At 73.8% G+C, this 25,651-nt stretch carries 24 protein-coding genes; 8 read left to right on the top strand and 16 right to left on the bottom strand.

Features of this window, described 5'->3' with window-relative positions:
• Positions 1–57: 57 nt before the first annotated feature.
• The 3 genes from A6F73_RS18635 (at position 58) to A6F73_RS18625 (ending at position 4,076) form a co-directional block, all read left to right on the top strand.
• Complete coding sequence (locus A6F73_RS18635; RefSeq protein ID WP_063348852.1) at positions 58–1,092, top strand: HAD-IB family hydrolase; 1,035 nt, start codon at positions 58–60, stop codon at positions 1,090–1,092.
• Positions 1,093–1,661: 569 nt separating this feature from the next.
• On the top strand, positions 1,662–2,483 hold the full coding sequence (locus A6F73_RS18630; protein ID WP_063351307.1) for an ECF subfamily RNA polymerase sigma factor, BldN family: 822 nt from the start codon (positions 1,662–1,664) through the stop codon (positions 2,481–2,483).
• A gap of 270 nt (positions 2,484–2,753) precedes the next feature.
• Complete coding sequence (locus A6F73_RS18625) at positions 2,754–4,076, top strand: DUF5667 domain-containing protein (protein WP_063348851.1); 1,323 nt, start codon at positions 2,754–2,756, stop codon at positions 4,074–4,076.
• Between the two features lie 113 nt (positions 4,077–4,189).
• Here A6F73_RS18625 and A6F73_RS18620 read toward each other — a convergent pair whose 3' ends face one another.
• The 5 genes from A6F73_RS18620 to A6F73_RS18605 all read right to left on the bottom strand — a co-directional run bounded on the left by A6F73_RS18620 (position 4,190) and on the right by A6F73_RS18605 (position 8,469).
• The gene (locus A6F73_RS18620; RefSeq protein ID WP_063348850.1) at positions 4,190–5,209 is read right to left on the bottom strand and encodes a 1-acyl-sn-glycerol-3-phosphate acyltransferase; all 1,020 of its coding nucleotides are present in this window, start codon (positions 5,207–5,209) and stop codon (positions 4,190–4,192) included.
• A gap of 7 nt (positions 5,210–5,216) precedes the next feature.
• Entirely contained in the window at positions 5,217–6,329 is a 1,113-nt protein-coding gene (locus A6F73_RS18615) for an NAD-dependent epimerase/dehydratase family protein (protein ID WP_063351306.1), read from the bottom strand.
• 219 nt (positions 6,330–6,548) lie between these two features.
• Complete coding sequence (locus tag A6F73_RS39420) at positions 6,549–6,647, bottom strand: AURKAIP1/COX24 domain-containing protein (protein ID WP_003948845.1); 99 nt, start codon at positions 6,645–6,647, stop codon at positions 6,549–6,551.
• 189 nt (positions 6,648–6,836) lie between these two features.
• On the bottom strand, positions 6,837–7,046 hold the full coding sequence (locus tag A6F73_RS18610) for a helix-turn-helix domain-containing protein (protein WP_063351305.1): 210 nt from the start codon (positions 7,044–7,046) through the stop codon (positions 6,837–6,839).
• Positions 7,047–7,272: 226 nt separating this feature from the next.
• On the bottom strand, positions 7,273–8,469 hold the full coding sequence (locus tag A6F73_RS18605) for an acetoin utilization protein AcuC (protein ID WP_063348849.1): 1,197 nt from the start codon (positions 8,467–8,469) through the stop codon (positions 7,273–7,275).
• Between the two features lie 120 nt (positions 8,470–8,589).
• Between A6F73_RS18605 and A6F73_RS18600 the strand changes: the two genes are divergently transcribed.
• Complete coding sequence (locus A6F73_RS18600; RefSeq protein WP_063348848.1) at positions 8,590–9,105, top strand: DUF11 domain-containing protein; 516 nt, start codon at positions 8,590–8,592, stop codon at positions 9,103–9,105.
• A gap of 28 nt (positions 9,106–9,133) precedes the next feature.
• On the opposite strand, the gene A6F73_RS18595 is transcribed toward A6F73_RS18600, so the two are convergent.
• The 3 genes from A6F73_RS18595 to proC all read right to left on the bottom strand — a co-directional run bounded on the left by A6F73_RS18595 (position 9,134) and on the right by proC (position 11,983).
• Entirely contained in the window at positions 9,134–10,330 is a 1,197-nt protein-coding gene (locus tag A6F73_RS18595) for an MFS transporter (protein WP_063348847.1), read from the bottom strand.
• Between the two features lie 152 nt (positions 10,331–10,482).
• Positions 10,483–11,133 carry an HAD family hydrolase gene (locus tag A6F73_RS18590; RefSeq protein ID WP_063348846.1) on the bottom strand — a complete coding sequence of 217 codons (651 nt, stop codon included), beginning with the start codon at positions 11,131–11,133 and terminating at the stop codon, positions 10,483–10,485.
• 22 nt (positions 11,134–11,155) lie between these two features.
• Positions 11,156–11,983: a pyrroline-5-carboxylate reductase gene (proC, locus tag A6F73_RS18585; protein ID WP_063348845.1), complete on the bottom strand. Its 828-nt coding sequence runs from the start codon at positions 11,981–11,983 to the stop codon at positions 11,156–11,158.
• A 165-nt stretch (positions 11,984–12,148) separates the two neighbouring features.
• On the opposite strand from proC, the gene A6F73_RS18580 reads away from it, so the two are divergent.
• Positions 12,149–12,598, top strand: coding sequence for a hypothetical protein (locus A6F73_RS18580; protein WP_159398487.1), 450 nt, complete (start codon positions 12,149–12,151; stop codon positions 12,596–12,598).
• Between the two features lie 157 nt (positions 12,599–12,755).
• Entirely contained in the window at positions 12,756–14,138 is a 1,383-nt protein-coding gene (locus A6F73_RS18575; protein ID WP_063348843.1) for a hypothetical protein, read from the top strand.
• A gap of 3 nt (positions 14,139–14,141) precedes the next feature.
• Here the strand turns inward: A6F73_RS18575 and A6F73_RS18570 are convergent, their stop codons facing one another.
• From A6F73_RS18570 to A6F73_RS18545, 6 genes are all read right to left on the bottom strand, one after another.
• Positions 14,142–14,672 carry a hypothetical protein gene (locus A6F73_RS18570; protein ID WP_063348842.1) on the bottom strand — a complete coding sequence of 177 codons (531 nt, stop codon included), beginning with the start codon at positions 14,670–14,672 and terminating at the stop codon, positions 14,142–14,144.
• Positions 14,673–14,751: 79 nt separating this feature from the next.
• Positions 14,752–16,596, bottom strand: coding sequence for a dihydroxy-acid dehydratase (gene ilvD / locus A6F73_RS18565; RefSeq protein WP_063348841.1), 1,845 nt, complete (start codon positions 16,594–16,596; stop codon positions 14,752–14,754).
• Between the two features lie 163 nt (positions 16,597–16,759).
• Positions 16,760–17,527 carry a class I SAM-dependent methyltransferase gene (locus A6F73_RS18560; RefSeq protein WP_063348840.1) on the bottom strand — a complete coding sequence of 256 codons (768 nt, stop codon included), beginning with the start codon at positions 17,525–17,527 and terminating at the stop codon, positions 16,760–16,762.
• A gap of 46 nt (positions 17,528–17,573) precedes the next feature.
• Entirely contained in the window at positions 17,574–18,401 is an 828-nt protein-coding gene (locus tag A6F73_RS18555; RefSeq protein WP_079136295.1) for a sugar phosphate isomerase/epimerase, read from the bottom strand.
• A gap of 606 nt (positions 18,402–19,007) precedes the next feature.
• Positions 19,008–19,970 (bottom strand): Ppx/GppA phosphatase family protein, encoded by a 963-nt coding sequence (locus tag A6F73_RS18550; RefSeq protein WP_063348839.1) that lies wholly within the window; start codon positions 19,968–19,970, stop codon positions 19,008–19,010.
• Between the two features lie 97 nt (positions 19,971–20,067).
• Positions 20,068–20,919 carry a glycerophosphodiester phosphodiesterase gene (locus tag A6F73_RS18545; protein ID WP_063348838.1) on the bottom strand — a complete coding sequence of 284 codons (852 nt, stop codon included), beginning with the start codon at positions 20,917–20,919 and terminating at the stop codon, positions 20,068–20,070.
• Positions 20,920–21,186: 267 nt separating this feature from the next.
• Here A6F73_RS18545 and A6F73_RS18540 point away from each other — a divergent pair, with 267 nt between their 5' ends.
• On the top strand, positions 21,187–22,023 hold the full coding sequence (locus A6F73_RS18540) for a hypothetical protein (RefSeq protein WP_063348837.1): 837 nt from the start codon (positions 21,187–21,189) through the stop codon (positions 22,021–22,023).
• Positions 22,024–22,089: 66 nt separating this feature from the next.
• Here A6F73_RS18540 and A6F73_RS18535 read toward each other — a convergent pair whose 3' ends face one another.
• Both A6F73_RS18535 and A6F73_RS18530 read right to left on the bottom strand, forming a co-directional pair.
• Positions 22,090–23,259, bottom strand: coding sequence for a hypothetical protein (locus tag A6F73_RS18535; protein WP_063348836.1), 1,170 nt, complete (start codon positions 23,257–23,259; stop codon positions 22,090–22,092).
• A complete protein-coding gene (locus A6F73_RS18530) occupies positions 23,256–24,245 on the bottom strand; it encodes an SAM-dependent methyltransferase (RefSeq protein ID WP_347878543.1) in 990 nt (329 codons plus the stop codon). The genes A6F73_RS18535 and A6F73_RS18530 overlap by 4 nt, the downstream gene beginning before the upstream one ends.
• A gap of 155 nt (positions 24,246–24,400) precedes the next feature.
• Between A6F73_RS18530 and A6F73_RS18525 the strand changes: the two genes are divergently transcribed.
• Positions 24,401–25,627 carry a sensor histidine kinase gene (locus A6F73_RS18525; protein WP_063348834.1) on the top strand — a complete coding sequence of 409 codons (1,227 nt, stop codon included), beginning with the start codon at positions 24,401–24,403 and terminating at the stop codon, positions 25,625–25,627.
• Positions 25,628–25,651 lie beyond the last annotated feature (24 nt).

The following is a 25,651-nucleotide window of genomic DNA, read 5'->3' as shown; positions in this document are numbered from 1 at the left end:
CGCGCGGGCACGGCGCCGTCACGGCCGCCGCGCGCCCGGCTGGCTATGCTCGATGACATGGCCGTGCTCCGAAGGCTCACCCAGGCGAAGCGTTCCACCACCGAGCGGAGCGCCCTGGCGGGCGAGGCTGCCGCCGAGGCGGCGGCAGCTGCGCTACAGGCCGAGCCGGAGCCGGCCACCGCCCCCGCGGAGAGCACCGCGCCCGCGGGGAGCACCGCTCCGGCCGAGAGCTCCACCGAGAGCGCCGCGCCCGCCGCGGGCAGGCCCGGCAAGGCGCCCAAGGCCCCGGCCGAGAACCACACCCCCGAGCCGGGCGACCCGCGCGCCGCCGCGTTCTTCGACTGCGACAACACCATCCTGCGCGGGGCCGCGATCTTCTACCTCGGGGTCGGCCTCTACCGGCGCGGCTTCCTCACCCGCCGCGACATCGCCCGGTTCGCCTGGCAGCAGGCCTGGTTCCGGCTGAACGGCGCCGAGGACCCGGAGCACATCTCGGACGCCCAGCACACCGCGCTCGGCCTGGTCGCCGGGAAGCGCACCGCCGACCTGGAGGCGATCTGCGAGGAGGTCTTCGAGCAGGTCGTGGCCGACAAGATCTGGCCCGGCACCCGCGCCCTGGTCCAGATGCACCTGGACGCCGGCCAGCGGGTCTGGCTGGTCACCGCCGCCCCGCTGGAGGTCGCCCGGGTGATCGCCCGCCGGCTCGGCATGACCGGCGCCCTGGGCACCGTCGCCGAGGCCGACGGCGGCCTGTACACCGGCCGGCTGGTCGGCGAGCTGCTGCACGGCCCGGCCAAGGCGGCCGCGGTGCACGCGCTGGCCCGGCACGAGCGGCTGGACCTCGACCGCTGCGCCGCGTACAGCGACTCGGCCAACGACATCCCGATGCTCTCGCTGGTCGGCCACCCGTACGTGGTGAACCCGGACGGCGCGCTGCGCCGCCACGCCCGGGCCCAGGGCTGGCGGGTGCGGGACTTCCGGACCGGCCGGAAGGCGGCCCGGGTGGGGCTGCCGGCGGCGGCCGCGCTCGGGGTGCTCGCGGGTGCGGCGGCCGCCGGGGTGGCCCTGAACCGCCGCCGCCGCTGCGCCTGACGGGCTCCCGCCACCCCCGGTCGCGCCCCCGCCGCCGGGCCTGTCCGCGCCCTCCCCACGGCCTTCCCGCGCGGGTGGCCGGCCGTCAACCAGGCCTCTGACCTGGCCCCTCGTACGGGCGAACTCCCGTTTCCGGTACGGCTTTCCGGCCCAATGAGCGAACCTGTCAGCCGGTGACCGGTTCTGATCGTTCGCCAGACCGGGAAAGTCGGGGGTTGCCAGGCCTCAAGACTGGGAAACCACCGGCCGGACCCCCGAATTGGTCACCCTGGGCGCCCGAACGGTCACGTTGAGCCGGATGAACGATGGCAGGTCCGGTCAGAGTCAGCCGAATATGCGCGATAAATGGATCCCAAACGACCACTTCGACCACACGGTGTAGCTGTCATTGCACAAAGCGTTATTCTCTCCTGGATGCACGTCACCCACGCGCCCCGCTCGAACGGGCGGCGCGGGAGTGCTCTCCGCGCAGGCGGAGGTGATCCGTCCACAGTTCTGCCTCTGGGAGTCCCGTGTACCCACCCGTCCGGAACGACGCGCCTGCACCCTCCCGCCCGTCGTCCGCGCCCCTGCGCCCCCGCACCGGCCTCCGCGGCCGCCCCGTCGCCGACCGGCAGATCTCCACCGGCCTGGACCTGCTGCGCAACCTGCTCCGCAGCCAGCTCGCCGCCTCGCCCCAACTCGTGCCCGCCGGCGCCCCGTTCGGCCACCCGCACGGCTCCGGCCTGGCACTGCGCACCACCGCCGCCGGCTCCACCGGCACCGGCTCGCGCGGCCGCACCGGCAGCACCGGCGTCGGCCGCGGCCGCGCCCGGACCGCGCCGAGCCCCGGCTACGAGACCGAGCACAACCCGATCATGGAGCTGGTCGAGCGGGCCCAGGCCGGCGAGAGCGAGGCCTTCGGCCGGCTCTACGACCACTACGCGGACACCGTCTACCGCTACATCTACTACCGGGTCGGCAGCCGGGCCACCGCCGAGGACCTCACCAGCGAGACGTTCCTGCGCGCGCTGCGCCGGATCGGCACCTTCACCTGGCAGGGCCGGGACTTCGGCGCCTGGCTGGTGACCATCGCCCGCAACCTGGTCGCCGACCACTTCAAGTCCAGCCGCTTCCGGCTGGAGGTGACCACCGGCGAGATGCTCGATTCCAACGAGTGCGAGCGCAGCCCGGAGGAGTCGGTGCTGGAGTCGCTCTCCAACGCCGCCCTGCTGGACGCGGTGCACCGGCTCAACCCGCAGCAGCAGGAGTGCGTGACGCTCCGCTTCCTCCAGGGGCTCTCGGTGGCCGAGACCGCGCGGATCATGGGCAAGAACGAGGGTGCCATCAAGACCCTCCAGTACCGCGCCGTCCGCACCCTGGCCCGGCTGCTGCCGCCGGACGCCCGGTGAGGCCGCGGTGACCGGAGGAGGCATAGCCGGCGGGCAGCCCGACGGGCCGTCACCATCCGTACCCGACCGACACGTCCGGGTGAACGGTCGATCCGATGATCAGCCGCGCGTAACCCACCGCCCGCACCACTCGTTGGCCAGCGTGCAAGTCCCCACCAGGCGTACGGTCAAGCCGAATTGCGACCTGTCACCCGATGGAGTGGCTTTGGCCCGCCGAGGCAACCGTCCGGCAGGCCGGGGTGTCGACAACGACGAAGGGAGGTGTGGCCCGTGACGGCAAACGTGCTGGAGCACCGACGGGCGAAGGCCTTCGCCGAGGCGCTGGAGGCCCACCGGGCGGAGCAGCGCGGCGCAGCGGACGCCGAATCGGCCAACACCGCTGCCACCGGCGCCGGTTCGGTCGCGATGGCCCAACTGGTCGGCCTGACCGACGCACTGGGCGCGATGCCCGGACCAGCGCTGGACCCGGAGGTACGGACCGTCCAACGCGCGCAGCTGATGGCCGCGTTCGAGCAGGCCTTCGCCGGCGGACCGGGCGCCACAGTGCCCCGCCAACGCCGGCACCGGGCCATCCGGACGGCGCCGCGCGGCCGCTGGAGCCGCCGGTTCGCGATCGGCGGACTGGTCGCCGGACTGGCCGTCGGCAGCCTCGCCGGCGCCGCCGCCGCCAGCTCCAACGCCCTCCCCGGGGACACGCTGTACGGCATGAAGCGCGGCCTCGAAGGGCTCAGGCTCGACCTGGCGGACACCGACTCCGAACGCGGCGAACTGCTGCTCGACAACGCCGCCACCAGGCTCGGCGAGGCCAAGACCCTGGTCGGCCACCCCGGCCCGGCCACCGGGCTCAGCCCGGGCACCGTCGAACGGGTCCGCCGCGCGCTGGACGACATGCACGCCGACGCCATCAAGGGCCGCGAGCTGCTCCGCTCGGTCTACCGCAGCAACGGCTCGCTCGGCCCGATGCGCGCCCTGGCCGGCTTCGCCCAGGGCGAGGACGGCCGCTGGACCGAACTGGCGGGCCAGCTGCCCGTCCAGCTCACCCAACAGGCCCACCTGGTCGACCAGCTCTTCGACGACATAAGCGAGGACGTCGCGCCCCTGCGCCTGGCCCAGCCCACCGCCAAGAGCGGTGGCCCGGCCGGCACCGGAGCGGGCGGCGACACGGCCGGCCCGGCCACCGGCGGCGCCCCCGCCGACACCCCGGCGAACGGCTCCGGCACCGCGCCCGGCGAACGCCCGGCCCAGGGTGGCGGCACCGGCGCGAGCAGCGGCGGCAACAACCGCCCCGGCGGCACCGAGCGGGCCCCCGCCAGCACCGGCGCCAGCACGCCCGGCGGCATCGGCGCCAAGGGCGGCGGCCTGCCCAGCACCCTGCCCAGCAGCGCGCCGGACGCCGTCAACGGGCTCGTCGGGGACCTCACCAGCGGGCTCACCGGCGGCAAGACCTCGCCGAGCGCCGTCCCGGCCCCGCCGCAGGCACCGCAGCAGCCCTCCGGCACGCCCAGCGCCCCGGCCGCCGGCCAGCCGCAGGGCGTCGAGGTGCCCCCGCTGATCCCGGGCCTGCTGCCCGGGCTGCGGCTCCTCGGCGGCTGACCGGCGGCCGACCGGACGGCGCAGGGCCCCGGCGATCCCTGGAGTTCCAGGATCGCCGGGGCCCTCGGCCGTGCCTCGGAAGCCACGGAAGGCCCCCAGAGGTCGCGGGAAACCTAGAAGAACACCGACCGGCGCTGCACCAGCAGCTTGTAGAGCGTGTGCTGGATCGTCTCGCGCACCTCGTCGGCCAGGTCGAAGACCAGCATCGGGTCGTCCGCCGCCTCCGCCGGGTACCCGTCGGTGGCGATCGGCTCCCCGAACCGGATGGTCCACTTGGTCGGCAGCGGCAGCACGCCCAGCGGCCCCAGCCACGGGAAGGTCGGCGTGATCGGCACGTACGGCAGGCCCAGCAGCCGGGCCAGTGTCTTCACGTTGCCGATCATCGGGTAGGTCTCCTCGGCGCCGACGATCGAGCACGGCACGATCGGCACCTTCGCGCGCAGCGCCGAGGAGACGAAGCCGCCGCGCCCGAAGCGCTGGAGCTTGTACCGCTCGGCGAACGGCTTGCCGATGCCCTTGAAGCCCTCCGGCCAGACCCCGACCACCTCGCCGCGCTCCAGCAGCGCCTGGGCGTCCTCGTTGCAGGCCAGCGTGTGGCCGGCCTTGCGGGCCAGCTCGTTGACGCCCGGCAGCACGAACACCAGGTCGGCGGCGAGCATCCGCAGGTGCCGGTGGTGCGGGTGGTGGTCGTGGATGGCGACCTGGGTCATCAGGGCGTCCAGCGGGATCGTCCCGGAGTGGTTGGCGACGATCAGCGCGCCGCCCTCGGCCGGGATGTTCTCGACGCCCTGGACCTCGATCCGGAAGTACTTCTCGGACAACGGGCGCAGCAGGGCGAGCAGCACCTCCTCGGTGAGCTCCCGGTCGAAGCCGAACTCGTCCACCTCGTAGTCGCCGGTGATCCGGCGGCGCAGGAAGGCCAGCCCGTCCGCGGCCCGGCCCTCCCAGCCCTTGCCGAACAGCCGGGTGGCCGCCGAACCGAGCTGCCCGGACAGCGCCCCGCCGACGGCGTCGGCGAGCCGGTCGGCTGGCCGGTCGGCGGGCCCGGGGTCGTCGGGCGAGGTCCAGCTGGGGGCGGACTCGATCGGGATGACCCTGGCCTCGCCCGGCGCGTTCTCGGCTGCGGCACTCATCGCGGGTTCAGCTCCTGGGTCGGCGGGGGCGGTCGGTACGGACGGTGGGGACGCCGGCGGCCGGGGCCCGCACCGGGCCGAGCAGGGCGGCCAGCCGGTCGGTGACGGCGGCCAGCCGCTCGGGCGGCAGCAGGCCGGACCCCTGCGCGGCGGCGAAGTCGGCGAAGGCCTCCGGGGTGGTGAACGCCGGGCGGTAGCCGAGCGTCTCGCGCAGTCGCGTGGTGTCCACCACCCGGCCGTGGGTGAGCAGCCGCAGCTGCTCCGGCGAGACGTCCAGCAGCCGGGTCTGCCGGGCCAGCCCGGCCATCCAGCTGACCGCGGGCAGCAGCAGCGGCACGGTCGGCCGGCCGAGCCGGCGGGCGCACTGGGAGAGCAGCAGGACGCCCTCCCCGGCCACGTTGAAGGTCCCGGTGTTGACGGTGCCCGGTTCGGCCTCGGCGGCGGCCCGGCAGAGCACCGCGACGGCGTCGTCCTCGTGCACGAACTGCAGCCGGGGGTCGTAGCCGAGGACGGTCGGCAGCACGGGCAGCGCGAAGTACTCGCTGAGCGGGGTGTCCGCGGCGGGGCCGACGATGTTGGCGAAGCGCAGGACCGTCACCGCGACGTCCGGGCGGCGCCGGGCGAAGCCGCGGACGTAGCCCTCGACCTCCGCCGCGTCCTTGGCGAAGCCGCCGCCGGGCGGGTTCTTCGGCTGGATGCGCTCGGTGAACACCGCCGGGTCGCGGGGCGCGGAGCCGTAGACGCCGGTGGTCGACTTCACCACCAACCGGCGCACCCCGGGCGCCTTCTGGCAGGCGCCGAGCAGCTGCATGGTGCCGATGACGTTGGACTCCTTCACCGCGGAGCGGTTGGTGGAGCCCAGGCCGGTGGCGCTGACGCTGAGGTGGACCACGGTGTCGACCCGGTGCTCGGCGATCACCCGGGAGACCGCCGGGCGGCGCAGGTCGAGCTGGTGGAAGCGGTACTCGGCGGCCGGTCCGTCCGGCTCCTCGACCGGCAGCCGGGGCGGCTGCACGTCCACGCCGACCACCAGGTCCACGCCCGGACGGCGGCGGACCTCGGCGGCGAAGCGGGCACCGAGATGGCGTGCCACGCCGGTGACGAGCACGACCACGCCCACGGTGTGCACCCCATTCCCTCGGCCCGAGCGGCCTGCGTGCACCGTACCGCGCCGCCCTGCCGGGCCGTGAAACGACACCGCCCGCCCAGGCCGAGGCCTGGACGGGCGGTGGAACGCCTGAACCCCGCCAAGGCGGGGCGCACTACTTCTTCCTGCGCCGTTGTACGCGAGTCCGCGACTAATCCCCGCCTGGGCGGGGCCGAAGCGCAGGCTCAGGCGTTACTTCTTGTTGCGACGCTGGACCCTGGTCCTCTTCAGAAGCTTGCGGTGCTTCTTCTTGGCCATACGCTTGCGACGCTTCTTGATGACAGAGCCCACGGAACAACCCTCGCTCACTGAGACTCGCGCCCGTGAGAGACGGAGTCCATACGACTGACGGACGGCCTAGCCTACCGTCCACGGGCCCTGGGCCGTAATCGTGCTCCCGGTGACCGGGAAACTCGCGGGGAATCCCCGGCGAACGGGGGTGGGATCCGCAGCTGCGGCCCCACCCCCGCCCACCCGGAACTACGCGCTCTCAAGCCTCACGTAGGACTCCTTGAGGTACTCGTGCACCGCCTGCTGGGGCACCCGGAAGGACCGCCCGACCCTGATGGCCGGCAGCTCTCCGCTGTGCACCAACCGGTACACCGTCATCTTCGACACCCGCATGACCGAGGCAACCTCCGCCACGGTCAGGAAGACGACTTCCTGCAAGGGGCGTTCGCCGGAACTCATGACCATCACCCGACCCTTCACCCGTGTGCAAGGCACCGGCTTCCCCTCCGGTGACTCCACCGGCACACGTGTATCCCCAGAGTAGTTATGGGTGGTACCAGTGGGAAGAGGGGAGGTGCGGTCCTCGTACGGTGAGAGATAGGACTGTTGCAGTACGTAGTCACTCGGCGGAACGCGGGAGCGGGCATACGCACGGCCCACCCGCACCTGGGCCGGGAGGCCGGTCTCAGGCCAGGAGGCCGAGGTGGGGGAACACCGCGCGGCGGCTGGCGAGGATGGCCTGATCGAGTCGGTCGGCCGGATCGTAACCCGCGTCGAAGTCGCGCCAGACCGGTCGGGCGCCGTCGGTCATCCGCAGCGGGGCGGGCCGGCGGGTGCGGCGGTAGACCTCGGCGCGCCAGGACTCGGGGGTCTCGGTGGCCGGGTCGACGGGCCGTCCGGCAGCGGTGGCGACCAGGTGGGTCCAGGTCCGCGGGACGACGTCCACGACGGCGTAGCCGCCCCCGCCGGTGGCGATCCAGCGGCCGCCGGTGAGCTGGTGGGCGAGGTCGTGCAGTTCCTCGGCGATCATCCGCTGGGCGTCCAGCGTGACGGCGAGGTGGGCGAGCGGGTCCTCCAGGTGGGTGTCGGCACCGTGCTGGGTGACCAGGACCTGCGGGCGGAAGGCGGTGAGCAGTTCGGGCACCACGGCGTGGAAGGCGCGCAGCCAGCCGGCGTCGCCGGTGCCGGCCGGCAGCGGCAGGTTGGCGGCGGAGCCGGGGGCGTCCGGGCCGCCGGTCTCGGTGGGCCAGCCGGTCTGCGGGAAGAGCGTGGCGGGGTGCTCGTGGAGCGAGATCGTGAGCACCCTGGGGTCGTTCCAGAAGACCTGCTGGACGCCGTCCCCGTGGTGGACGTCCACGTCGACGTAGGCGACCCGCTCGGCGCCGAGTTCGAGCAGCCGGGCGACGGCCAGCGCCGGGTCGTTGTAGACGCAGAAGCCCGAGGCCTTGGCGGGCATCGCGTGGTGCAGTCCGCCGGCGAAGTTCACCGCGTGCGGGGTCTCCCCGTGCCAGACCGCCTCGGCGGCGGCCACGGACTGACCGGCGATCAGCGCGGAGGCCGAATGGATTGCGGGGAAAGCCCAGTTGTCGTCGGTGCCGAGCCCGTGCCGGGGATCCGACTCGTCGGGGTGGGCGGCGGCGTATTTGACCGCCTCGACGTACTCCCGGGTGTGCACCAGCCGCAGGGTGGACTCGCCGGCGGGCGGTGCGGCCCGCACCGTCACCCCGGGCCCGGCGTCCAGTCCGAGGGCCTCGACCAGGCGCATGGTGAGCGCCAGCCGGGTCGGGTCCATCGGGTGGCCGGGGCCGAAGTCGTAGGCGGTGACGGCCTCGTCCCAGAAGAGGTGCAGGCCGCAGGGGGTGTCACGCTCGGCGTCGGGCATGGCCTCCACCGTAGCGGGTGGGGGTGGCCGGGCCTTGTCCAGGGCGCGCCGGGGGCGGGGCTCAGGGCCCCTGCGGAGGCCCTACAGACAAAACCTTCACGACTTCATATCCTCTCCGCCATGAAGCCATTCAGCGCGCAACGCCTTGGGGTAATTCTCGCTGCATTACTGGGACTTGGCCTGCTCTTTGCCGCCCAGCCGGCCTCCGCCGCGGTTAGCGGCAGCTCGTTCGCCGTCGACAAGAAGACGGCGGCACCGGGCGACCAGCTGACCCTGACGCTCTCGCTCACCAACACCGAGACCACCGACATCTACTTCGCCTACGAGTACATCCAGCCGATCTGGCCGGCCAACCAGCAGGCCGGCGCGTTCACGGTCACCGGGTGCTCCGGTGACTCCACCGACTGCGCCTTCGGCGGGAACAACGCGAACTTCCACTTCCGGGCGCCGATCGCCCCGGGCGAGACCCGCACCGTCGCGGTCACCGTCCAGATCACCTCGGCCCCGACCTGGACCGGGCCGTACACCCTGAACTGGGCACCGTACGTCTACTACGAGTACTACCAGTCGGGCGGTGGCATCAAGGACCAGCTGTGGGCCAACGGCCTGCCCGAGCTGGCCACCGTGATCGGCTGACCTCCCTTCCCGCCCCAGCTCGCCCCCGTCACACCCTGGCGGGGGCGAGCGCCGGCGCCGGGGCGAAGCGCTCGGCCAGCGGCAGGACGGCGAGCACCAGCAGCATCGGGGCGAGCAGCGCCCAGCGGTACGAACTCGCGTCGGCGATCGTCCCGACCAGCGGCGAACCGATCAGGAAACCCACGTAGTTGAAGAGGTTCAGCCGGGCCACCGCGGCGTCCGAGTCGGCCGGGAACAGCCGGCCCCCGGCCGCGAACACCTGCGGGATGATCGCGCAGATGCCGAAGCCGAGCACGGTGAAACCGGCGATCCCCACCCAGGCGGTGGGCGCGGCGGCGGCCAGCGCGAAGCCGAGCGCGGCCAGCCCGGCACCGGCCCGGACCACCGGGACGGCGCCCCAGCGCTGCACGGCGCGGTCGCCCAGCGCGCGGCCCAGCAGCATCGCGACCATGTAGCCGAGGTAGGACAGCTTGGCGACGTCCGCGGCGCTGCCCAGGCCGTCGGTGAGGTACTTGACGCTGTAGTTGGAGACCGAGGCGTCGGCGATGTACGCGAACGCCATCGCCAGGCACAGCGGCAGCAGCGGCCGCCAGGGGATGGACCGCGCGGCGGCCTCGGCGGCCTCCCGTACGGCGTCCCCGAGTTCGGCCGGTCCGGCGAATCGGGTGCCGGTCAGCAGGGCCAGCGGGACGATCACCGCCGCGGCCGTGCCGAACAGCACTGGCAGGCCGAGGTCGTAGTGCGAGCCGAGGCCGGCGAGGGCCGCCCCGAGGATGCCGCCGAGGCTGAACGCGGCGTGGAAGCCGATCATGATCGAGCGGCCGTAGCGGTGCTGCAGGCCCACCCCCAGCATGTTCATACTCGCGTCGAGCGCGCCCACCAGCAGGCCGAACACCCCGAGCGCGACGGCGAGTTGCCAGAGCGTGTCGCCGAGGCCGGCGCCCGCGAGGCTGAGGCAGACCAGCGGCTGGACGACCCGCAGCACGGCCCGCGCGCCGGTGCGCTTCACCAGCTGCTCGGAGGTGATCGAGCCGACCCCGGCGAGGATCGGCACCGCGGCCAGGAACAGCGGCAGCAGCGCGTCGCTCAGCCCGTACCGGTGCTGGATCTCCGGGATGCAGGTGACCAGCAGCGCGAAGGTGGTGCCCTGGAGCAGGAAGCTGACGGCGAGCGCGGCCCGCCCGGCGCGCAGGCCGGGCGGGATCGCGGGTGACGCGGCACTCATGACGGACCTCGCTACTGGCCAGTACGACGATGTTGGCGAGAGCGTAGGCGGTGGACCGCGATTGCGGGAGGGGTCGCGCAAGGACTTTCCGCCGTCGGGCACAAGGCCGGGCGGAGAGCCGGGCGGAACAGGGCGGGTCGGGACAGGGCGGGTCAGAGCAGGGCGGTGGCCTCGGAGAGGTCGGCGATCAGCCCGGTGGCCCCGGCGGCGGTCAGCTTCGCCGGGTCGGTGAGCGCGGTGTAGCCGTACACGTCCATGCCCGCGGCCCGGGCCGCCAGCACGCCGTTGGTGCTGTCCTCGACGACCAGGCAGCGGGCCGGGTCGACGCCGAGGGTACGGGCGGCGTGCAGGAAGAGGTCCGGCGCGGGCTTGCCCACGCCGACGTCCTGGGCGCTGAAGATCCGCTCCTCGGCGACGTACCCGCGCAGGCCGGTGACGTCCAGCGCGGTGCGGATCCACACGTGGTGCGCCGAGGAGGCCAGGCAGTAGGGGACGGAGCGCTGCCGCAGTTCCTTCAGCAGCTGCTCCGCACCCCGGACGGCCGTCAGCTCGGTGCCGAACGCGTCGAAGACCCGGCCGTGGAACAGCTCGTCGAAGCCCTCCGGCAACGTCGCGCCGTCGTGCCGCTCGGCGATCACGTCGTGGATGCGGTGGGCGGCGCAGCCCATGAAGTCCCGGTAGGAGTCCTCGACCGTGGTCGGGTAGCCGAGTTCGGTCAGGTACGCGGCCAGCACCCGGTTGGAGAGCGGCTCGCTGTCCACCAGGACACCGTCGTTGTCGAAGATCACCAGGTCGTAGGCCATGCCGTCGAGCCTACCCAGTCGGCTACTTGCCCCCGGAGGCGAGCTCCCGGGAGCGGTCCCGGGCCGCCTCCAGGGCGCCCAGCAGCGCGGCCCGCACCCCGTGGTTCTCCAGCTCGCGGATGGCCGCGATCGTGGTGCCGGCCGGGGAGGTGACGGCCTCGCGCAGCTTCACCGGGTGCTCGCCGGAGTCGCGCAGCATCACCGAGGCGCCGATCGCGGACTGCACGATCAGGTCGTGCGCCACCTGCCGGGGCAGGCCGAGCAGGATGCCGGCGTCGGTCATCGCCTCGACCAGGAAGTAGAAGTAGGCCGGGCCGGAGCCGGAGAGCGCGGTGGCCGCGTCCTGCTGGGCCTCGGGCAGCCGCAGCGCCTTGCCGACCGAGCTGAAGATCTCCTCGGCCCGCTCCAGGTGCTCCTCGGTGGCGTGCGAGCCGCCGGAGATGACGCTCATCCCCTCATCCACCAGGACCGGCGTGTTGGGCATCACCCGGACCACCGGGGTGCCGGCCGCCAGCCGCTCCTCGAACCAGGCGGTGGGGATGCCGGCCGCGGCCGAGATCACCAGCCGGTCCGCGCCGACGTGCGGGGCCAGCTCCTCCAGCAGGGTGCCCATGTCCTGCGGCTTGACGGCGAGGATCAGGGTGTCGGCGAGCTTGGCGGCCTCGGCGTTGGAGGCGGCCACCACGCCGTAGCGGGCGGCGAGTTCGGCGGCGCGCTCGGGGCGGCGGGCGGTCACCAGGACGTCCGCCGGGTCCTTGCCGGCCCGCAGCAGGCCGGAGAGCAGGGCCTCGCCGATCTTGCCCGTGCCCAGGAAGGCGATCTTCTGTCCGTGTGCTGCGCTGGCGCCCATGGCCGCTCCTTACCTCGGTACTGCGGCCATCCTCGCACCGCGCGGGGGCACCCGCCGGGACCGTCCAGCCCGTGGTCGGCGACGAGTTGCCCGACCTCGTCCCTAGGGAGAATCTCGGGGGTTTCCCCTATGGCCTCCGGCGCCGCGCGGGAGCACCGTGGAGTCATGGCACACGACGAAATGTCCCGACGTGAGAACCGGCAACTCGCCGTCGCCTCGGCGACCGTGGGACCGTGGCGGACGGCCGCGGGGGTCGGTGCGGTGGTGGGTGCGACCGCCCTGGGGATCGACGCGATCTCCGGGCACTGGTCACTGGGCATGCTGGCCGGGCCGGCCGGCTGGGCCCTGTTCTTCTTCTTCCTGGTCGGCACCGTCGGCGGGCAGCTGCGCCGCGACACCTCCGAACGGCGGCTGCGCCGCTGGGCGAACGACCACCCGTGGCAGTCGGCCCTCCCGGCGGCCGGCGGACTGCTGGTGCTGGACATGCTGGCGCAGCTGCTGCTCGGGGACGCGGGCCTGTTCGGCGCGTTCTTCCTGGCGCTGCTGCCGGCCGGCATCCTGCTGGCCGTCGCCGGGATCGTGGGGTCGGTGAAGCAGGCCCGCACCAAGGACTGACGCCCCCGCAGGGCGGCCCGGACTCGACCGGACCCGGCCGGAACGGAACGGAATAGAACGGAACAGACCGGGACGGATCGCCGCGCCCGCGCACGAGTTCACCACAAGGTGTGCCCCCGATCGACGAATCGTCACACCCCGTCGGCATACTGGCGCGATGCCGATAGCCGAAGATCCACAACCGCGCCCCGCCGAGGGCCGTGAGCCGGGCGGGTCCGACCCGTCCGGAGCGGGTGAGAAGGACCCGTTCGCCGACCTCGTCCTGGACGAGGAGTTCGTCAAGGGGGCCGCCGTCACCGAGCAGTCCGGGCGCACCCGGATGCTGGCCGCCCGATGGAAGCACACCCCGCCGGTCGACCCGGGCGGCCGCCGCTCGGTCAACGACGGCCCGGCCAAGGCCGGCCGCCGGTTCGGCCGCACGCCGAAGCCCCCGGTGACCGACCCGTGGGGCAACCCGCGCCCGCGCCGCCGCCGGCTGGACTGGCGCGCGCCGCTGTACGTCGTGCTGACCATCGCGGTGCTGCTCGCGGCCCTGAACCTCGACGGGCTGCGCAGCTGGTACTCCGACCACTACGGCGGGGGCTCCTCGAACGCCCACACCCCCGTGCCCACCGTCGCCCCGGAGACGGCCCAGCCGACCGCCGCGCCGCCGAAGGTCGACGAGCAGCAGCCGACCGTGGACCACCCGTGGGCCGGTTCCGTCGCCGAGGGCTGGCCGAACGGCGCGGAGGCCTTCGTCCTGCCCGACGCCCGGGCCACCGGCGTGTTCTCCGCCGAACAGGTCGGCGCCCAGCTGCAGTTGGTCAAGGACTACCTGACCGCCGCCAACCTGGACCCGCAGGTGATCGCGGGCGGCCGGCCGGAAGCCGCCCTGGCGCTGCTGGACCGGGAGGACCGGGACCGCGCGATCAACGCGCTGGCCAACCCCGCCAAGGACACCGACCCGACCACCTGGTTCAGCCGCTTCGACCAGCGCGAGGCCGTCCAGGTGGGCGACACGGTCAAGGTGCAGGGCCGGATCACCTTCGAGGGCGACGGGGACAAGGGCCTCCTCGTCCACGCCGACTTCAGCTACGTGTACGCGATGCGCCCCGGCCCGGACGCCGCCAAGCGCGCCGCGTCACCCCAGCCGCCGACGGGCGGGCAGCCGCCGACGAAGCCGGCCACGCCGAAGGACGGCACGGCCAAGCCGGTGGGTCTGCTGGTGCCGGTGGGTCTGCTGGTGCCGGCGGCCGACGTGGCCGGGGACACCTGGACCACGCGCACGATCGTGCGCCGGGTCGAGAACTTCCGCTTCTACGACCCGGCCCGCTACCGGGTCAACCCGAAGAAGCTCGTGTTCGGCGAGGGCGGCGGGTCGGAGTCCGCCAACTCGTCCTGCGACGTCTATGACGGCTACTACCACCCGGAGTTCGACCAGTTCGCGGCGCAGTCGCCGGACGCCCCGGGCAGCCGTCCGACCGGCCCCACGACCGACCCGTACGACCGCCGCAAGGACCTGTCGACCCGCGACGAGTGCGGCGCGGCCAGCCGCCTCTGAGGCTCAGCCCCGGCGCTTGCCCCGGCCCGGCGCCTTGGTGCCGGGCCGGCCGCTGCGGCCCGCCTGGCGCTTTTCGTACTGGGCGACGGCCCGCTCGTACGAGGAGCGCCTGACCGCCTCGCCGGGGGCCTCGACCAGGCTGCGGGCGAAGTAGGCGGCCAGGCTGCCGGCGCCGCCGATGAGCCAGACCGCGCCGAGCGACTTGTCCTCGGCCATCCAGCCGCTCAGCTGGTCCTTGCCCTCGGTGAGGACCTTCCAGGTGCGCATGACGCACATCATCGAGCAGACCGCGATCGCGGCCGTCAGCAGCCCGTTCAGGAAGCCGCCGCCGTCGGAGAGGGCGACGCCCTCGACGCCGAAGCGCAGCAGCAGGACGGCGACGGCGGTCGTGACCAGCGCACCGACCGACACGGCGACGCGGCGCAGCCAGTAGCCGTTGTCCCGGTTCACCCAGCTGGTGCCGAACCAGCGGATCGGCTCCGGCTCGGGGGCGCCGGCGGGCTTGGGTGCGGGGGTGGGGGGCTGCTCGCTCACGGGGTCGATTATCACCCAACGCGCGAGGAGCCGCCCCGGCCTGCGGGACGGCTCCTGCGGTGCTGCGGTGCCGCGGGGCTCAGCCGAGCTTGGTGACGTCGCGGACGGCGCCCTTGTCGGCGGAGGTGGCCATCGCGGCGTAGGCGCGCAGGGCCTGGCTGACCTGGCGGTCGCGGTTCTTCGGGCGGTAGCCGCCCGCGGCCTCCAGGGCGCGGCGGCGCTCGGCCAGGACCTCGTCGGGCACCTCCAGGGAGATGCTCCGGCCGGGGATGTCGATGGCGATGGTGTCGCCGTCCTCGACCAGGGCGATGGTGCCGCCGGAGGCGGCCTCCGGGGAGGCGTGGCCGATGGACAGGCCGGAGGTGCCGCCGGAGAAGCGGCCGTCGGTGACCAGCGCGCAGGCCTTGCCGAGGCCGCGGCCCTTGAGGAAGGACGTCGGGTAGAGCATCTCCTGCATGCCCGGGCCGCCCTTGGGGCCCTCGTAGCGGATGACGACGACGTCGCCCTCCTTGACCCGCTTGGCGAGGATCGCCTCGACGGCGTCGTCCTGGGACTCGACGACCACGGCCGGGCCGCTGAAGGTCCAGATCGACTCGTCGACGCCGGCGGTCTTCACGATGCAGCCGTCCTCGGCGAGGTTGCCGTGCAGGACGGCGAGGCCGCCCTCGAGCGAGTAGGCGTGCTCGACGCTGCGGATGCAGCCCTTGGCGGCGTCGGTGTCCAGCGACTCCCAGCGCTCGGACTGCGAGAAGGCCTCGGCGGAGCGGACGCAGCCGGGGGCGGCGTGCCACAGTTCGACGGCCTCGGCGGAGGGCGAACCGCCGCGCACGTCCCAGGTCTTGAGCCACTCGGCGAGCGAGTCGGAGTGGACGGTGTGGACGTCCTCGTTGAGCATTCCGCCGCGGTACAGCTCGCCGAGGATGGCGGGGACGCCGCCGGCCCGGTGCACGTCCTCCATGTAGTACGAGCCGTTGGGCGCGACCTTGGACAGGCAGGGCACCCGGCGGGAGACGGCGTCGATGGCCCGCAGGTCGAAGTCCAGCTCGGCCTCCTGGGCGGCGGCGAGCAGGTGCAGGATGGTGTTGGTCGAGCCGCCCATGGCGATGTCCAGGGCCATGGCGTTCTCGAAGGCGGCGCGGGTGGCGATCGCGCGGGGCAGCACCGAGGCGTCGTCCTGGCCGTAGTGGCGGTCCGCGATCTCGACGACCGCCCGCCCGGCCCGCTCGTACAGGGCCTTGCGGGCGGTGTGGGTGGCGAGGACGGAGCCGTTGCCGGGCAGCGAGAGGCCGATGGCCTCGGTGAGGCAGTTCATCGAGTTGGCGGTGAACATGCCGGAGCACGAGCCGCAGGTGGGGCAGGCGTTCTCCTCGATGATCGCGATGTCCTCGTCGGAGACGTTCTCGTTGGCCGCCTGGGAGATCGCGTCGATCAGGTCGAGCCTGCGCACGGTGCCGTCGACGAGGGTGGCCTTGCCGGCCTCCATCGGGCCGCCGGAGACGAAGACGGTCGGGATGTTCAGGCGCAGCGCGGCCATCAGCATGCCCGGGGTGATCTTGTCGCAGTTGGAGATGCAGATCAGCGCGTCGGCGCAGTGCGCGTTGACCATGTACTCGACCGAGTCGGCGATCAGGTCGCGCGAGGGCAGCGAGTAGAGCATGCCGCTGTGGCCCATCGCGATGCCGTCGTCCACGGCGATGGTGTTGAACTCGCGCGGGATGCCGCCCGCCTGCTTGATCGCCTCGGAGACGATCCGGCCGACCGGCTGGAGGTGGGTGTGGCCCGGGACGAACTCGGTGAAGGAGTTGGCGACCGCGATGATCGGCTTGCCGAAGTCCTCGCGGGCTACGCCGGCGGCCCGGAGAAGCGCCCGGGCGCCTGCCATGTTGCGACCGTGGGTGACCGTACGGGACCTCAGCTCGGGCACTGTGCTCCACTCCTTCGGGGCTCTCGCCGGCGCCCCGCCGGTAGGAGGATGCGGGGGCCGCTGTGGCTACCGAGCCTACGCCCGCCGTCCAGGCGGCGGACGGTCCGTCCGCGATGCGGGCACGCGGGCGGGCCGTCCGGGCGCGGGTCGGGCAAGGTGCAGGTCAGGCCGGGGTGATCCCCACCGCCAGCTCCAGGACGTAGGGCTCGACCACCCAGCCGTCGGGGAACTCGGCGATCATCGCCTGCCGCTCGACGGCCAGCACCGGTTCGCGCTCGGCGGGGGACAGCGCGGCCATGAACGAGCGGGAGACCAGGTCGTCGAGCACGTGGTCGACGGTGGCCCGCCGCTCCCAGCGCAGCACCGCGCGTTCGACCGTCAGCCCGGCCGGGGCGAGGAGGGCGGTGAACTCGGCGACCCGGCCGTAGCCGTGGTAGTTGGGCAGCGCGGCGCTCAGCCGCTCCACCCGGGCCCGGACCCAGGGCACGGTCTCGTCGTGCACGTTCCACCAGACGGCGAGGGCGCCGCCGGGCCGCAGCACCCGGATCGCCTCGGGGATGGCCCGTTCGGTGCGGGTCCAGTGGAAGGACTGGGCGTAGCTGATCAGGTCCGCGGAGTCGTCGTGGAACGGCAGTTCGTCACCGCCGGCCCTGACCAGCGGCAGGCCCGGCGAGGAGGCCAGGAACTGGGCGGCCATGCCCGCGTTGGGCTCCACCGCGACGACGTCGGCGCCGCGCGCGGCCAGCAGCCGGGTGGCGATGCCGGTGCCGGCGCCGATGTCCAGCACCCGGGCGCCCTTGAGGCTGCGGCCGGACAACCGCTCCAGCGCCTCGAACAGCCCGTCCGGGTAGCCGGGGCGGCCCCGGTCGTACTCGGCGGCGACCCCGCCGAAGCTCTCGGCGATCTCCCGGAAGCCCTGTCGATCCGTCATCTCTCCCCCTACCCAAGGAAGTTCGCACCCAGCCGGGCGCGGCTCCTCAGCGTACGCGCGAGGGGGTGGCCAGGTGCAAGCGGGTGAAGGCGAGCGCCTCGGCCAGGTCGGCCTCGCGTTCGGCGGGGGACGCGGAGCGGCGGGTGTTGACCTCCAGCACCACGTGGCCGTCGAAACCGGTACGGGCCAGGTGCTCCAGCAGTTCGGCACAGGGCTGCTTGCCGCGGCCCGGGATCAGGTGTTCGTCCTTGCCGGAGCCGCTGCCGTCGGCGAGGTGGATGTGGGCGAGCCGGTCGCCCATCCGCTCGACCATGGCGAACGCGTCGATCCGGGAGGTGGCGACGTGCGAGAGGTCGATGGTGAAGTGCCGGTACTCCTCGTCGGTGACGTCCCAGCCCGGCGCGTAGGCCAGCACCTCGCGGTCGCGGTAGCGCCACGGGTACATGTTCTCCACCGCGAAGCGGACGTCGGTCTCGCCCGCCATCCGGTTGATGCCCGTCACGAAGTCCCGGGCGTACTGGCGCTGCCAGCGGAACGGCGGGTGGACCACGACGGCGCTCGCGCCGAGCTTCTCGGCCGCCGCCCGGGCCCGGACCAGCTTGGTCCACGGGTCGGTGGTCCACACCCGCTGGGTGATCAGCAGGCAGGGCGCGTGCACGGCCAGGATCGGCAGCTGGTGGGCGTCGGAGAGGCGGCGCAGGGCGTCGATGTCCTGGCTGACCGGGTCGTTCCAGACCATCACCTCGACCCCGTCGTAGCCGAGCTTGGCGGCCAGCTCGAAGGCGACGGCGGTGCCCGCCGGGTACACCGACGCGGTGGACAGGACCACCTTGGTGTCGGGGATGTGCAGGGCCGGGTGCGAGGGCAGCACCAGCCGGTCGGTGGTGCGCAGCAGCGGCGGGCGGGCGGCGTCGCGCCGGGCGGCCTTGACCGAGCGCACCGACTGGACGGCGGCCTTGGCGGCGCCGGCGGCCCGGGCGGTACGGGTCTCCCGGGGGGCGGCCGTCGCGGCGGCCTTCCGCGTCCCGGGCTTCCGCGCTTCGGGCTTCGCCCCGGCGGGCTTCCTCGCTTCGGGCTTCCGCGCTTCGGGCTTCGTCCCGGCAGGCTTCGTCCCGGCGGTCGTCTTCGCCTCGGACGTGTCCCCCGCGGGCGTCTTCGCCTTGGGCGCGGACGGCTGCTCGGCGGCCTTGCGCGCGGCGCTCTTGCGCCCGGTGCGCCGGGCCGCCTCGACGGCCTTCGCGGCCTGCGCCCCGGTGGCACCCTTGACGGCCTTGCCGAGTTTGCGGCGCGGGCCGTCCGGCCGCGGCTGCCCGTCCCCGGGAGCGCGGCCCTCCCGCGTCCCGTCCTCACCCGCTGGTTGCGCCACGGGAGACAGCGTAAGCGGACCGCGCTCCGAACGGGACCGGATCCCCGGCCGGCCCCGGCGGGAGCCGCCGGACGGGCCATGGGGCCCACGGTATGGAGCCCTGCCGCGCGGGCCCTACGGGGTGAGGGCCGGGCGGCGGCGGTCGGCGGCGCCGTCCATGGCGTCCAGGCGGCGCAGGATGATGCCCTCGCGCAGCGCCCACGGGCAGACGTCCAGCTCGTCGAGGCCGAACAGGTCCATCGCGGCGTCCGCGACCAGTGCCCCGGCCAGCAGCTGCTTGGCGCGGCCCTCGGAGACGCCGGGGATCCGCGCCCGTTCCTCGACGGTCATCGAGGACAGTCGCGGCAGCCAGGCGGACAGCCCGCTGCGGGTGAGCCGGCGGTCGGCGTACGGGCCGGCGTCGGCGGGGGCGGCGCCGGTCATCCGGGCCAGCTGCTTGAAGGTCTTGGAGGTGGCGACGGCGTGCTGCGGCGCGCCGAGCCGGGCGACCTCGCCCACGACGGTGGCCATCTCGGCCCGGATGTGGCGTCTCAGCCCGCGCAGCCCCTCCGGGTCGGCGATGTCGCCGGGCAGCCAGCGGGCGGTGAGCCGGCCGGCGCCCAGCGGCAGCGAGCAGGCGACGTCGGGCTGCTCGTCCTGACCGCAGGCGATCTCCAGCGAGCCGCCGCCGATGTCCAGGTTGAGCAGTCGGCCCGAGGACCAGCCGAACCAGCGCCGGACGGCCAGGAAGGTGAGCCGGGCCTCGTCCTGCCCGGACAGCACCCGCAGCTCCACCCCGGTCTCGGTGGCGACCCGGCGCAGCACCTCCTCGCCGTTGGCGGCCTCCCGGACGGCGGAGGTGGCGAACGGCAGGATGTCGACGACGCCCTTGTCCTCCGCGACCCGCAGCGACGAGGCGATGTGGCCGACCAGCCGCTCGACGCCTGCCTCGCTTATCGCGCCGTCGTCGTCGAGCAGTTCGGCCAGCCGCAGCTCGGCCTTGTGCGAGTACGCGGGCAGCGGGGCGGCACCCGGATGGGCGTCCACCACGAGGAAGTGGACGGTGTTGGAACCTACGTCGAGTACACCGAGTCGCATAACTCTCCACGCTACGCGATCCGGCCCCGGACGAAACCGGTCTCGACCGTCTTCACACTGGTCCCGCCCGTACCCCGCCTCCGGCGACCGGACGCCCTCAGTGGCCGCGCGGTCCGGCCCGGCGCTCGGGGCGGCAGTTGGTGTCCACCCAGCGGCGGGCCCGGCCCGGGGTGTCCGTGATCAGGCCGTCCGCGTCCCGGGCCGACATCAGCTGCCAGGACTCCTCGTCGTCGAGCGTCCAGACGTACACCTCGCGGCCCGCCTTGCGCTCGGCGGCGATCCGGGAGGCGCTGGCCAGCGCCGCGTCCAGGGCGATGCCGCGCAGCGGCAGGTCGCCCGGGTCCTCGGCGATCGCGGAGCCCTGGATCAGCACGACCGGCAGGGCGGGCGCGGCGGCGTGGGCCTGGCGCAGGTGCTCCGCCGAGAACGAGTAGAGGACGACCCTGGCACCGCTGGCGGCGGCGATCCGGGCGATCCGGGTGACGTCCTCGGCGCGCTGCCACTTGATCTCCATCAGCAGGGTGGCGTTGCTGTCGGAGAGGCGCTTGAGCAGTTCCTGGAGGGTGGGGACGGGCTCGGTGGGGCCGGGGCCGACGGTCACTCCCAGGGCGGCGATCTGGGCGGCGGTGAGGTCGGCGACGGCGCCCTTGCCGTTGGTGGTGCGGTCCACCGTGGGGTCGTGCATCAGCACCGGGACGCCGTCCCTGGTGGTCTGGACGTCGGTCTCCAGCCAGTCGGCGCCCTGGTCGAGGGCGGTTTCGAAGGAGGCCATGGTGTTCTCGGGGGCGTTGCGCGGGGCGCCCCGGTGACCGATCACCACCGGGGCGTCGCACAGCGGAGCGGCGGCGGCCGTCCGGGCCCGCAGCGCGGGCGCGGAGGCGCACCCGGCGGCCAGGACCGCGAGGGCGGCGAGGACGGCCGTGTGGGCGGCGCGGGGCGAGGCGGTCACGGCTCGGTGCTCCAGTGGTGATCCGGGGTGTTCCAGGGCATCCAATACGGGTCAACGCGAGATCATCAAACTGATCTGACAACCCGACAGTGGCGCCCGGTTCCCTCCAGCCTGCGGTCGGCCGGCCCTCGCCGACGCCACGGCGCACGCCGGATCACCCGGACGGGTCCCGGCCGGCCGGCCCGAAGGCTCTACCCTTGCCGGGTGGCACCAGCAGAAACGTCCAAGAAGAAGTCCAAGGCCTCCCCCGCCCCCGTCGACCTGGCGATGCCGACCCTGCGCGGCGAGAGCCCGCTCGGCGGGATCCCCCGTGACGAGGTCCCGCTCGACTTCCCGCGCGCCTGGGTCGAGTTCGCCGACCCCGACGACGAGGAGCAGGTGTTCCGCTGTGACCTCACCTGGCTGACCTCCCGCTGGGGTTGCGTCTTCGGCCAGGGCTGCCACGGCATCCGCGAGGGCCGCGGCGAGTCGGACGGCTGCTGCACGCTGGGCGCGCACTACTCGGACGAGGACGACGAGAAGCGCGTCCTCGGCCACGCGGCGCGGCTGACGCCCGAGCTGTGGGAGAACTTCGCGCACGGCACCGACGCCGCGGGCCGGATCACGTCCGACGGCGGCATCACCATGCTCGACGAGGACGGCGACCGCCAGACCCGCCGGGTCGGCGGGGCGTGCATCTTCGTGAACAGCCCCGGCTTCGCGGGCGGCGCCGGCTGCGCGCTGCACGCGCTGGCGCTCAAGGAGGGCCGGGAGCCGCTGGAGACGAAGCCGGACGTCTGCTGGCAGCTGCCGGTCCGCCGCACCTACGACTGGATCGACCGGCCGGACGACACCCGCTACCTCCAGGTCTCGATCGGCGAGTACGACCGCCGCGGCTGGGGCCCGGGCGGCCACGACCTGCACTGGTGGTGCACCGGCAGCCCGGCGGCGCACCAGGGGCCGGACCCGGTGTACGTCAGCTACCGCCCCGAGCTGACCGAGCTGATGGGCAAGGCGGCGTACGACGTGCTGGCCGGCCTGTGCGCGGAGCGGATCGCCACCAAGGGCGACCGCAAGGTGGCCCCGCACCCGGCCGACCCGGCCAAGCGGCCGAAGAAGGGCTGAGCCCGGGAAGCACCGGGCCCGAAAAGCACGGGACCTGCGCAGGCCCGGCCCGCGAAGGGCCGGGCCCTACTTGTCGATGTCCCCGACGACGAAGAACATCGACCCGAGGATCGCCACCATGTCCGCGACCAGCGTCCCGGGCAGCAGCTCGGTCAGCGCCTGGACGTTGTTGAAGGACGCCGAGCGCAGCTTGAGCCGCCACGGCGTCTTGTCGCCGCGCGAGACCAGGTAGTAGCCGTTGATGCCGAGCGGGTTCTCGGTCCAGGAGTAGGTGCTGCCCTCGGGGGCCTTGAGCACCTTGGGCAGCCGCTGGTTGACCGGGCCGGGCGGCAGGGTGGCGATCTTGTCGAGGCAGGCGACGGCGAGGTCCAGCGAGTTGAGGGTCTGCTCCAGCAGGCACTCGAACCGGGCCAGGCAGTCGCCCTCCTCGCGGGTGACCACGGTGAGCACCTGCCGCAGCTCGTCGGAGTCGTACGCGAGGTAGGGCTCGTCGCGGCGCAGGTCGAGGTCGAGGCCGCTGGCGCGGGCGATCGGGCCGCTGACGCCGTACGCCTGGGCCTGGGCCCGGGTGAGGATGCCGACGCCGGCGGTGCGGGCGCGGAAGATCTCGTTGCCGAGGACGAGGTCCTCGAAGACCGGCAGCTGGGAGCGGACGGTGGCGACGGCGGTGCGGACGCGGCCGAGCCAGCCGGCCGGGAGGTCCTCCTTGAGGCCGCCGACCCGGTTGAACATGTAGTGCATGCGCCCGCCGGAGGCCTCCTCCAGGACGTGCTGGAGGTCCTCGCGGCCGGTGAAGGCGTGGAAGATCGGGGTGATGCCGCCGAGTTCCAGCGGGTAGGAGCCGAGGAACATCAGGTGGTTGAGCACCCGGTTGAGTTCGGCGAGCAGGGTGCGGATCCACACCGCCCGCTCGGGGACCTCCATGCCGAGCATCCGCTCGACGCCGAGGACGACACCGAGCTCGTTGCCGAAGGCGGAGAGCCAGTCGTGCCGGTTGGCCAGCATGATGATCTGCCGGTAGTCGCGGGCCTCGAACAGTTTCTCCGCGCCCCGGTGCATGTAGCCGATCACCGGCTCGGCGGTGATGATCCGCTCGCCGTCGAGCACCAGCCGCAGCCGCAGCACGCCGTGCGTGGCGGGGTGCTGCGGGCCGATGTTGAGCACCATGTCGGTGGTGCCCGCCTCGCCGGTGAAGTTCTCGGCTCCCGCCCCGATGCCGACCGTGGTCTCCCTCATGGGGTCAGAGTCTGCCACCCCGGCAGGGCGGCCAGGGCCTCCGGTACCGGCATGCGGACGGCCTGGGCGAGCCAGCCGAACGCGCCGAGCCCGGCCGGGTCGGTCAGTTCGGCGCCCTCGCCGGCCCCGCCGAGCGCCCGCAGGTAGCCGACCGGGTCGCTGGAGGCGAGCGCGAGCGGCGGCCGGGCGCCGCTCACGCCGAGGGCGCGCAGGGCGTCCCGCTGGGTTGTCCACAGGCTGTGGAGACCGGGTGCGGCGACGGAGTCCAGGGCGACGTGCGCGGTGACGTCGCAGGAGCCGTCCGGCACCGGCGCCACCTCGCGGCCGCCCCGGAAGCCGGTCAGGGTGCCGAACAGCGGGCGCCGGTCGGCGGTGTGCCCGTAGTCGACGGCGACGGCCAGGCCGCGCTCCAGCCCGGCGACGGCCCGCGCCCAGGCGGCGTCCCGGGTGCCGCCGAACTCCACGGAGTCCCCGGGGTGCCCGACCGGCCACCAGCGCTCGGCCCAGGCCGCGTCGGCCGCCGAGGCGGGCCCGCCGAGCCGCTCCCCGCCGGTCGCGGTGTCCACCTCCCGGTAGCGCAGCACCCCGCCGTCGTCGACCTCGCCGACGTCCAGCGGCACGTTGTCCAGCCATTCGTTGGCGAACAGCAGCCCGGTGACGCCGCGCGGCACCTCGTCCGTCCACAGGGCTGTGGACGGCAGGTCCGCCGGGCGCCGCGCGATCTCCACGCCGTACGGGCGCAGCCGCGCCAGCACCTCGCCGGGCAGTTCGGCCAGCACCCCGGTGAGCAGTTCACCGCGCCCGGCCCCGACGTCGACGAGGGCCAGCTCCTCCGGACGGCCTAGGGCGGCGTCAACCTCCAGCAGCAGCCGGGCCACCGCGCGGGCGAACCGCGGCGAGGCGTGCACCGAGGTACGGAAGTGCCCGGCCGGGCCCTCCGACCTGCGGTAGAAGCCGCCGTCCGGGTCGTACAGGGCCTGCTCCATGGCAGGCGCCCACCGCATCCAAGTCATAGCGCGGGACGCTACCCGCAGCCGGGCGCGCCCTCCCCACCGGTACGGTGCGTCTCCGACCTACGGAGTAGGACGGATCGCCCTACCGGCGGACCTGAACACGCCAGGTGACTGCCTAGGCTGGAGACGTGCATCGACTCAACGCCTGGCTCCGCCGTCACCCCGTGGTGGTCGACGCCGCCTGGGCTGCGATGGTGCTCTTCGTCGGCCTGCTGCCGAACGACAGTTTCAGCGACGGCTGGCGCTTCGACGCACAGATCCTGATCGCGGTGCTGCTGCCCGCGCTGATGGTCTTCCGCCGACGCTTCCCCGACGTCACCGTGGCGGCCGCCACCGGCCTCGGCCTCGGCCAGGTGGCCGCCGACGTCCTCCCGGCCGCCTCCTCCCTCGCCTACCTGGTGTTCGCGTACACCGGCGCCGCCTTCGGCCAGAAGTGGACGTCCCGGCTGGCACTGGTCGCCGGGCTGGCCGCCGGGCCCCTGGTGTTCTGGCAGCTCCACCCGCTGAAGACGGTCGCCAACGGCGCCGGGGACTACCACACCCGCCCGTACTCCTTCGGCGAGGCGGCGCTGATCACGCTGCTGATGAGCACCCCGTTCATCCTGTGCTGGGCATGGGGCCGACTGACCAGGGTGCGCCGCGCCTACCTGACCGAGCTGGAGGACCGCGCCGCCCGGCTGGAGCGCGAGCGGGACGCCCAGTCCAAGGTGGCGGTGGCCGCCGAGCGCGCCCGGATCGCCCGCGAGCTGCACGACGTGGTCGCGCACAACGTCTCGGTGATGATCGTCCAGGCCGACGGCGCCGCGTACGTGCTCGACAACTCGCCGCAGCAGGCGAAGGAGGCGCTCGGCACGATCGCGTCCACCGGCCGGCAGGCGCTGGTCGAGATGCGCCGCCTGCTGGGCGTGCTACGCACCGCCGACACCGCCGAGGAGTACGTGCCGCAGCCGGGCGTCGAGGAGCTGCCGGAGCTGCTGGAGCAGGTCCGCACGGCCGGGCTGCAGGTGGACTACGCGACCTCCGGGCATCCGCGCGAACTGCCGCGCGGCGTCGAGCTGACGGTCTACCGGATCGTCCAGGAGGCGCTGACCAACGTCCGCAAGCACGGCGGCCCCGACGTGCACGCCCGGGTCGCGGTCGACTTCGGCGAGCGCGAGCTGGCCGTCCTGGTCGAGGACGACGGCCGCGGCAGCACCGACGAGCAACTGGCCGTCGGCGGCGCGGACGGCCTCGGCCACGGCCTGATCGGCATGCGCGAGCGGGTCGGCATGGTCAGCGGCAGCCTCGACGTGGGCCCCCGCCCCGGCGGCGGCTTCCGGATCCGCGCCATCCTGCCGCTCAAGGCGGCCCACTAACCCCCCGGTCCCCCCGACGCCCCC

This window comes from Streptomyces sp. MJM8645 (assembly GCF_001625365.1).
GTDB lineage: Bacteria > Actinomycetota > Actinomycetes > Streptomycetales > Streptomycetaceae > Kitasatospora.
Note: the sequence above shows the minus strand (reverse complement) of the source record. Positions and strands in the feature narration are given on the sequence as shown.

Coding starts and splice junctions, on each gene's coding strand:
- A6F73_RS18580 (WP_159398487.1), top strand. CDS start 12,149: ATGGCACACGACGAAATGTCCCGACGTGAGAACCGGCAACTCGCCGTC.
- A6F73_RS18620 (WP_063348850.1), bottom strand. CDS start 5,209: ATGAGTGCCGCAGCCGAGAACGCGCCGGGCGAGGCCAGGGTCATCCCG.
- A6F73_RS18595 (WP_063348847.1), bottom strand. CDS start 10,330: ATGAGTGCCGCGTCACCCGCGATCCCGCCCGGCCTGCGCGCCGGGCGG.
- A6F73_RS18535 (WP_063348836.1), bottom strand. CDS start 23,259: ATGAGGGAGACCACGGTCGGCATCGGGGCGGGAGCCGAGAACTTCACC.
- A6F73_RS18590 (WP_063348846.1), bottom strand. CDS start 11,133: ATGGCCTACGACCTGGTGATCTTCGACAACGACGGTGTCCTGGTGGAC.
- A6F73_RS18575 (WP_063348843.1), top strand. CDS start 12,756: ATGCCGATAGCCGAAGATCCACAACCGCGCCCCGCCGAGGGCCGTGAG.
- A6F73_RS18600 (WP_063348848.1), top strand. CDS start 8,590: ATGAAGCCATTCAGCGCGCAACGCCTTGGGGTAATTCTCGCTGCATTA.
- A6F73_RS18635 (WP_063348852.1), top strand. CDS start 58: ATGGCCGTGCTCCGAAGGCTCACCCAGGCGAAGCGTTCCACCACCGAG.
- A6F73_RS18550 (WP_063348839.1), bottom strand. CDS start 19,970: ATGCGACTCGGTGTACTCGACGTAGGTTCCAACACCGTCCACTTCCTC.
- proC (WP_063348845.1), bottom strand. CDS start 11,983: ATGGGCGCCAGCGCAGCACACGGACAGAAGATCGCCTTCCTGGGCACG.
- A6F73_RS18605 (WP_063348849.1), bottom strand. CDS start 8,469: ATGCCCGACGCCGAGCGTGACACCCCCTGCGGCCTGCACCTCTTCTGG.
- A6F73_RS18610 (WP_063351305.1), bottom strand. CDS start 7,046: ATGAGTTCCGGCGAACGCCCCTTGCAGGAAGTCGTCTTCCTGACCGTG.
- A6F73_RS18530 (WP_347878543.1), bottom strand. CDS start 24,245: ATGGAGCAGGCCCTGTACGACCCGGACGGCGGCTTCTACCGCAGGTCG.
- A6F73_RS18540 (WP_063348837.1), top strand. CDS start 21,187: ATGCCGACCCTGCGCGGCGAGAGCCCGCTCGGCGGGATCCCCCGTGAC.
- A6F73_RS18560 (WP_063348840.1), bottom strand. CDS start 17,527: ATGACGGATCGACAGGGCTTCCGGGAGATCGCCGAGAGCTTCGGCGGG.